2 tRNA genes and 2 rRNA genes are annotated in these 5,372 nt (G+C 51.5%); all 4 read right to left on the reverse strand.

What is annotated here, in order from left to right:
* Positions 1-16: 16 nt before the first annotated feature.
* The 4 genes from AC1DIG_RS29075 to AC1DIG_RS29090 all read right to left on the reverse strand — a co-directional run bounded on the left by AC1DIG_RS29075 (position 17) and on the right by AC1DIG_RS29090 (position 5,029).
* Positions 17-2,908: ribosomal RNA gene (locus AC1DIG_RS29075) — 23S ribosomal RNA — on the reverse strand.
* Positions 2,909-3,142: 234 nt separating this feature from the next.
* Positions 3,143-3,218: transfer RNA gene (locus AC1DIG_RS29080), tRNA-Ala, on the reverse strand.
* 34 nt (positions 3,219-3,252) lie between these two features.
* Positions 3,253-3,329 (reverse strand) — tRNA-Ile (locus tag AC1DIG_RS29085).
* 163 nt (positions 3,330-3,492) lie between these two features.
* Positions 3,493-5,029, reverse strand: a 16S ribosomal RNA gene (locus AC1DIG_RS29090).
* Together the 16S and 23S rRNA genes with 2 tRNA genes alongside form the textbook arrangement of a ribosomal RNA operon.
* Positions 5,030-5,372 lie beyond the last annotated feature (343 nt).

The raw sequence follows: 5,372 nt of genomic DNA on the forward strand, positions 1-5,372 counted from the left end.
ATTGCTTGGGTGTTATATGGTCAAGCCTCACGGGCAATTAGTATTGGTTAGCTCAACGCCTCACAGCGCTTACACACCCAACCTATCAACGTCGTAGTCTTCGACGGCCCTTCAGGGGACTCAAGGTCCCAGTGAGATCTCATCTTGAGGCTAGTTTCCCGCTTAGATGCTTTCAGCGGTTATCTATTCCGAACATAGCTACCCGGCAATGCCACTGGCGTGACAACCGGAACACCAGAGGTTCGTCCACTCCGGTCCTCTCGTACTAGGAGCAGCCCCTCTCAAATCTCAAACGTCCACGGCAGATAGGGACCGAACTGTCTCACGACGTTCTAAACCCAGCTCGCGTACCACTTTAAATGGCGAACAGCCATACCCTTGGGACCGGCTTCAGCCCCAGGATGTGATGAGCCGACATCGAGGTGCCAAACACCGCCGTCGATATGAACTCTTGGGCGGTATCAGCCTGTTATCCCCGGAGTACCTTTTATCCGTTGAGCGATGGCCCTTCCATACAGAACCACCGGATCACTAAGACCTACTTTCGTACCTGCTCGACGTGTCTGTCTCGCAGTCAAGCGCGCTTTTGCCTTTATACTCTACGACCGATTTCCGACCGGTCTGAGCGCACCTTCGTACTCCTCCGTTACTCTTTAGGAGGAGACCGCCCCAGTCAAACTACCCACCATACACTGTCCTCGATCCGGATAACGGACCTGAGTTAGAACCTCAAAGTTGCCAGGGTGGTATTTCAAGGATGGCTCCACGCGAACTGGCGTCCACGCTTCAAAGCCTCCCACCTATCCTACACAAGCAAATTCAAAGTCCAGTGCAAAGCTATAGTAAAGGTTCACGGGGTCTTTCCGTCTAGCCGCGGATACACTGCATCTTCACAGCGATTTCAATTTCACTGAGTCTCGGGTGGAGACAGCGCCGCCATCGTTACGCCATTCGTGCAGGTCGGAACTTACCCGACAAGGAATTTCGCTACCTTAGGACCGTTATAGTTACGGCCGCCGTTTACCGGGGCTTCGATCAAGAGCTTCGCGTTAGCTAACCCCATCAATTAACCTTCCGGCACCGGGCAGGCGTCACACCCTATACGTCCACTTTCGTGTTTGCAGAGTGCTGTGTTTTTAATAAACAGTCGCAGCGGCCTGGTATCTTCGACCGGCATGGGCTTACGGAGCAAGTCCTTCACCCTCACCGGCGCACCTTCTCCCGAAGTTACGGTGCCATTTTGCCTAGTTCCTTCACCCGAGTTCTCTCAAGCGCCTTGGTATTCTCTACCCAACCACCTGTGTCGGTTTGGGGTACGGTTCCTGGTTACCTGAAGCTTAGAAGCTTTTCTTGGAAGCATGGCATCAACCACTTCGTGTTCTAAAAGAACACTCGTCATCAGCTCTCGGCCTTAGACTCCCGGATTTACCTAAGAGTCCAGCCTACCACCTTAAACTTGGACAACCAACGCCAAGCTGGCCTAGCCTTCTCCGTCCCTCCATCGCAATAACCAGAAGTACAGGAATATTAACCTGTTTTCCATCGACTACGCTTTTCAGCCTCGCCTTAGGGACCGACTAACCCTGCGTCGATTAACGTTGCGCAGGAAACCTTGGTCTTTCGGCGTGGGTGTTTTTCACACCCATTGTCGTTACTCATGTCAGCATTCGCACTTCTGATACCTCCAGCAAGCTTCTCAACTCACCTTCACAGGCTTACAGAACGCTCCTCTACCGCATCACCTAAGTGATACCCGTAGCTTCGGTGTATGGTTTGAGCCCCGTTACATCTTCCGCGCAGGCCGACTCGACTAGTGAGCTATTACGCTTTCTTTAAAGGGTGGCTGCTTCTAAGCCAACCTCCTAGCTGTCTAAGCCTTCCCACATCGTTTCCCACTTAACCATAACTTTGGGACCTTAGCTGACGGTCTGGGTTGTTTCCCTTTTCACGACGGACGTTAGCACCCGCCGTGTGTCTCCCATGCTCGGCACTTGTAGGTATTCGGAGTTTGCATCGGTTTGGTAAGTCGGGATGACCCCCTAGCCGAAACAGTGCTCTACCCCCTACAGTGATACATGAGGCGCTACCTAAATAGCTTTCGAGGAGAACCAGCTATCTCCGAGCTTGATTAGCCTTTCACTCCGATCCACAGGTCATCCGCTAACTTTTCAACGGTAGTCGGTTCGGTCCTCCAGTTAGTGTTACCCAACCTTCAACCTGCCCATGGATAGATCGCCCGGTTTCGGGTCTATTCCCAGCGACTAGACGCCCTATTAAGACTCGCTTTCGCTACGCCTCCCCTATTCGGTTAAGCTCGCCACTGAAAATAAGTCGCTGACCCATTATACAAAAGGTACGCAGTCACCCAACAAAGTGGGCTCCCACTGCTTGTACGCATACGGTTTCAGGATCTATTTCACTCCCCTCTCCGGGGTTCTTTTCGCCTTTCCCTCACGGTACTAGTTCACTATCGGTCAGTCAGTAGTATTTAGCCTTGGAGGATGGTCCCCCCATATTCAGACAAAGTTTCTCGTGCTCCGTCCTACTCGATTTCATGACTAAGAGATTTTCGCGTACAGGGCTATCACCCACTATGGCCGCACTTTCCAGAGCGTTCCGCTAATCTCAAAGCCACTTAAGGGCTAGTCCCCGTTCGCTCGCCACTACTAAGGGAATCTCGGTTGATTTCTTTTCCTCAGGGTACTTAGATGTTTCAGTTCCCCTGGTTCGCTTCTTAAGCCTATGTATTCAGCTTAAGATACCTAACTTATGTTAGGTGGGTTCCCCCATTCAGACATCTCCGGATCAMAGTCTGTTTGCCGACTCCCCGAAGCTTTTCGCAGGCTACCACGTCTTTCATCGCCTCTGACTGCCAAGGCATCCACCGTATGCGCTTCTTCACTTGACCATATAACCCCAAGCAATCTGGTTATACTRTGAAGACGACATTCGCCGAAAATTCGCAATTACTCACAAATTTTACCTTAGCCTGAKCCGTTACCAGTGAAAGTAACGTTCAGTCTATCTTTCTATCACATACCCAAATTTTTAAAGAACGATCTAATCAAAGACTAGAAATCAACATTCACCATCACAGCGATGGAATGCTCATTTCTAAGCTTTCATACAACAGAAGCAGTAGTGGTGGAGCCAAACGGGATCGAACCGTTGACCTCCTGCGTGCAAGGCAGGCGCTCTCCCAGCTGAGCTATGGCCCCGTATTTCTACAGGCGTTTCCCACACAAGCAAAATTGGTGGGTCTGGGCAGATTCGAACTGCCGACCTCACCCTTATCAGGGGTGCGCTCTAACCAACTGAGCTACAGACCCAATTTCGAGCTATTCAGGCCGACCTCACCCTGCTCTTTACCGCAAAGCGTGGGGTGCGTTCCAACCAACCAAGCTACAACCTGATACAGGCTGCTTCTTATCGTCTTCTTCAATGAATCAAGCAATTCGTGTGGGAGCTTATGCAGCAGCTGATGTCGTCGATTAAGGAGGTGATCCAGCCGCAGGTTCCCCTACGGCTACCTTGTTACGACTTCACCCCAGTCATGAATCACACCGTGGTAACCGTCCYCCCGAAGGTTAGACTAGCTACTTCTGGTGCAACCCACTCCCATGGTGTGACGGGCGGTGTGTACAAGGCCCGGGAACGTATTCACCGCGACATTCTGATTCGCGATTACTAGCGATTCCGACTTCACGCAGTCGAGTTGCAGACTGCGATCCGGACTACGATCGGTTTTATGGGATTAGCTCCACCTCGCGGCTTGGCAACCCTCTGTACCGACCATTGTAGCACGTGTGTAGCCCAGGCCGTAAGGGCCATGATGACTTGACGTCATCCCCACCTTCCTCCGGTTTGTCACCGGCAGTCTCCTTAGAGTGCCCACCATGACGTGCTGGTAACTAAGGACAAGGGTTGCGCTCGTTACGGGACTTAACCCAACATCTCACGACACGAGCTGACGACAGCCATGCAGCACCTGTCTCAATGYTCCCGAAGGCACCAATCCATCTCTGGAAAGTTCATTGGATGTCAAGGCCTGGTAAGGTTCTTCGCGTTGCTTCGAATTAAACCACATGCTCCACCGCTTGTGCGGGCCCCCGTCAATTCATTTGAGTTTTAACCTTGCGGCCGTACTCCCCAGGCGGTCAACTTAATGCGTTAGCTGCGCCACTAAGAGCTCAAGGCTCCCAACGGCTAGTTGACATCGTTTACGGCGTGGACTACCAGGGTATCTAATCCTGTTTGCTCCCCACGCTTTCGCACCTCAGTGTCAGTATCAGTCCAGGTGGTCGCCTTCGCCACTGGTGTTCCTTCCTATATCTACGCATTTCACCGCTACACAGGAAATTCCACCACCCTCTACCATACTCTAGCTTGTCAGTTTTGAATGCAGTTCCCAGGTTGAGCCCGGGGCTTTCACATCCAACTTAACAAACCACCTACGCGCGCTTTACGCCCAGTAATTCCGATTAACGCTTGCACCCTCTGTATTACCGCGGCTGCTGGCACAGAGTTAGCCGGTGCTTATTCTGTCGGTAACGTCAAAACCATCACGTATTAGGTAATGGCCCTTCCTCCCAACTTAAAGTGCTTTACAATCCGAAGACCTTCTTCACACACGCGGCATGGCTGGATCAGGCTTTCGCCCATTGTCCAATATTCCCCACTGCTGCCTCCCGTAGGAGTCTGGACCGTGTCTCAGTTCCAGTGTGACTGATCATCCTCTCAGACCAGTTACGGATCGTCGCCTTGGTGAGCCATTACCTCACCAACTAGCTAATCCGACCTAGGCTCATCTGATAGCGCAAGGCCCGAAGGTCCCCTGCTTTCTCCCGTAGGACGTATGCGGTATTAGCGTTCGTTTCCGAACGTTATCCCCCACTACCAGGCAGATTCCTAGGCATTACTCACCCGTCCGCCGCTCTCAAGAGAAGCAAGCTTCTCTCTACCGCTCGACTTGCATGTGTTAGGCCTGCCGCCAGCGTTCAATCTGAGCCATGATCAAACTCTTCAGTTCAAACATCTTTGGGTTTTTAAGAARCCCTAAACTTGGCTCAGCAATCGTTGGTTACATCTTTGATTTCTCGCGGAGTAACTTGTGATGCTGATAATCTTGTTGACTATCAGTCTGACTGCACAAGCACCCACACGAATTGCTTGATTCAGTTGTTAAAGAGCGGTTGGTTAAGATCTTTCGTCTCAACCGAGGCGYGCATTCTACAGCRGCCTCTGTTGCTGTCAAGYGGTTATTTYCAGAAGTTTTCAAAGTTTCCTTTGCAACTTCAACCACTTGCGCTTCCGATCTCTCGTTAGCGGGAGGCGAATTCTACAGCRTTACTCGCTGCTGTCAACACCTCTTT

It is taken from the genome of Pseudomonas sp. 05N431, assembly GCF_056397005.1.